4 protein-coding genes are annotated in these 2,432 nt (G+C 60.2%); all 4 read left to right on the top strand.

Features of this window, described 5'->3' with window-relative positions; translation table 11 throughout:
• A partial coding sequence (locus BP858_RS08590; protein ID WP_286879298.1) for an RNA-guided endonuclease TnpB family protein occupies window positions 1-1,074 on the top strand: 1,074 nt, incomplete at its 5' end.
• 23 nt (window positions 1,075-1,097) lie between these two features.
• Window positions 1,098-1,559, top strand: coding sequence for a nucleotidyltransferase domain-containing protein (locus BP858_RS08585; protein WP_286879297.1), 462 nt, complete (start codon window positions 1,098-1,100; stop codon window positions 1,557-1,559).
• 153 nt (window positions 1,560-1,712) lie between these two features.
• Window positions 1,713-1,964, top strand: a complete 252-nt coding sequence (locus tag BP858_RS08580) for a HEPN domain-containing protein (RefSeq protein ID WP_074175164.1) — start codon at window positions 1,713-1,715, stop codon at window positions 1,962-1,964.
• A gap of 103 nt (window positions 1,965-2,067) precedes the next feature.
• Window positions 2,068-2,432, top strand: a 365-nt coding sequence (locus BP858_RS08575) for a hypothetical protein (protein ID WP_286879296.1), incomplete at its 3' end; no start/stop codon positions are given.

Genomic DNA, 2,432 nt, shown 5'->3' with positions numbered 1-2,432 from the left:
GCCCGCAAGAATCAGGCGTATCATGACGAGGGGATCAGCCTGTCCAAATACGACCTCATGAAGCAGCTTCCGGCACTCAAAGCGGAGTTGCCGTGGCTGAAAGAGGTCAACGCCCAGTCGCTGCAGCAGGCGATTCATCACCTTTCTCGTGCGTTCACGAACTTCTTCGAGGGGCGGGCTGAAGAACCGACCTTCAAGTCGAAGCACCGCCCCGAACAGTCGTTCACGGTACCGCAGTCGTATACCGTGGACTTCGAACGGGGCACCGTGAAACTCCCGAAGATCGGGGTGATCAAGGTGGTCTTCCACCGCACTTTCACCGGAACAGTGAAGTCCGCGACGGTCAGCCGGACGTCGGCGGGTCGATACTTTATCAGCATCCTGGTCGACGACGGCCGGAGGCCACCGAAACCCGCCGATCCGGTCCCGGAGCAGACGGTCGGGATCGACATGGGGCTCTCGCACTACGCCATCCTCTCGACTGGTGATGCGGTCGAGAACCCAAGGTATCTCCAGAACACCCAGAAGCGGTTGGCCGTGCTCCAGCGCCGGCTCGCCCGCAAGCAGAAAGGTTCCAAGAATCGGAACAAAGCCCGGCTCAAGGTCGCCCGGTGTCACCAGAAGATCGCCGATCAGCGGCGGGACTTCCAGCACCAGCTCTCTTCTCGACTGGTCCGCGAAAACCAAGCATTGGCTGTGGAGTCCCTGAACGTGGACGGCATGGTGAAGAATCACAACCTGGCCCGAGCAATCAGCGATGCCGGGTGGGGGACGTTCCTCTCGATGTTGGCATACAAGTGCCAGGAGGCAGGCAAACCCCTGCTGACGATTGGGGTCTTCGAGCCCTCCTCGAAAACCTGTTCGGTCTGCGGGTACCGGAAGGCTGACCTGACGCTGAAGGATCGGGCGTGGACGTGCCCGGACTGCGGGATGCACCACGACCGGGACCTGAACGCCGCGATCAATATCAAACAATTCGCACTTGCAGGCGCGGAACGCGCCGAAGAGCCTGTGGACCCGCTCCCGGTGGGGAGGGGGATGAAGCAGGAAGCCCCCTGCGCAAGCGGGGGGTAGTTCACCTGCGGGAAGCCCAGAGGATGACCGGCGAGAACCTCAACGCGGTCAGGCGGGAACTTGCAAATCTCGAGGAGATTGGGCTCCTCAAGAGCACCCGGCGGGGCAACGCCCGCTACTATGCCGTGAATCGGGCTTTCCCCATCTATGAAGAGTTGACCGCTATCGTCCTCAAGACCGAAGGAGCGGCAAAGGTCATCAGGGAGCGCCTCGATAACCTCGGGGAGATTGAGTCCATGTTCATCTACGGCTCCTTCGCCTGCGGGGAAGCCGGTTCCGGGAGTGATATCGACCTCTTCATTGTCGGCGAGGTGGATGAAGACCGCCTGATAACTGCTCTCCAGGAAACGGAAGATGCACTGGGAAGGGAGATTAATTATGTTCTCTTCAGAAAAGAGGAGATGGAGCGGAGGGTCGCGGGGGGAGACCCGTTCGTCACGAATGTCCTTCGTGAACCAAAGGTGATGCTTATTGGCAACGATTGATGACCTGGAGCAGCGGGGGTTGATCAGGAGGGTCCCGGCTGATCCAAAGGCGGTAGAGAGCGCCCTCAGTCTGGCACGGAGGGATGTATCGGTCGCAAGAACCATCCTTGGCAGCAACAGCAGACTCGGGCATACACGATCGCCTACAACGCCATGCTTCAGGCAGCAAGGGCGCTTATGTTCGCAAAGGGTTACCGTCCTTCGGGGAACAGCCAGCATATCGCTGTGGTCAGGTTTGCGGAATTGTTCCTGGATGGTGAAACTCTTGTCGCTTTTGACAGGATGCGGAGGAAGCGACACGCCACGGTCTACGATATGGCCGGCACCATCTCAGAACTGGAGGCTGAAGGCGCCATCACCCGTGCAGATGCGTTTCTCGATACCGTAGAGGCGCTCCTCCGCTGAAGGGTGCCCCATCTCCCCCTGACCCCAAAAGACCCCAAATAACAACTGTTTTCCCCCAACCACACAAACAATGAGTCATAACCAGGACCCCTCACGATCACCCATGCCCCGCTTCAACCTCAGTCCATCGCTCATCGGCTGGTTCTTCTACCACGACTGCGAGCGCTACCTCCGCTACCACGCGACCCCGGAGCAGGAGCGCGAGAGATCCGGCATCCCGGTGGTCGCGATGGACCAGAGCCCGACGACACGTGCTCTCCTGGATGCGGGCATCAGGTGGGAGGAGGAGGTGGTCCGCACAAAACTGGCGGGAAGGGTGCGGCTCCCGGACGGGATAGGCCCCCTCTCAGACCGGTCGTTCTCCATCGAGGAGAGTTTTGAGGTCCTCCCGCGGCTCTCCCCCGGAGAGGCGATCTACCAGTCGACCATCCCGGTTTCGGTCCACTTCCTGCGCAACTACGGCCTTGA

The sequence above is a fragment of the Methanoculleus sp. UBA413 genome (genome assembly GCF_002502935.1).
In the GTDB taxonomy this organism is placed as follows: domain Archaea; phylum Halobacteriota; class Methanomicrobia; order Methanomicrobiales; family Methanoculleaceae; genus Methanoculleus; species Methanoculleus bourgensis.
The sequence above is the reverse complement of the archived record's forward strand: the minus strand, read 5'-3'. Positions and strand labels throughout refer to the sequence as shown.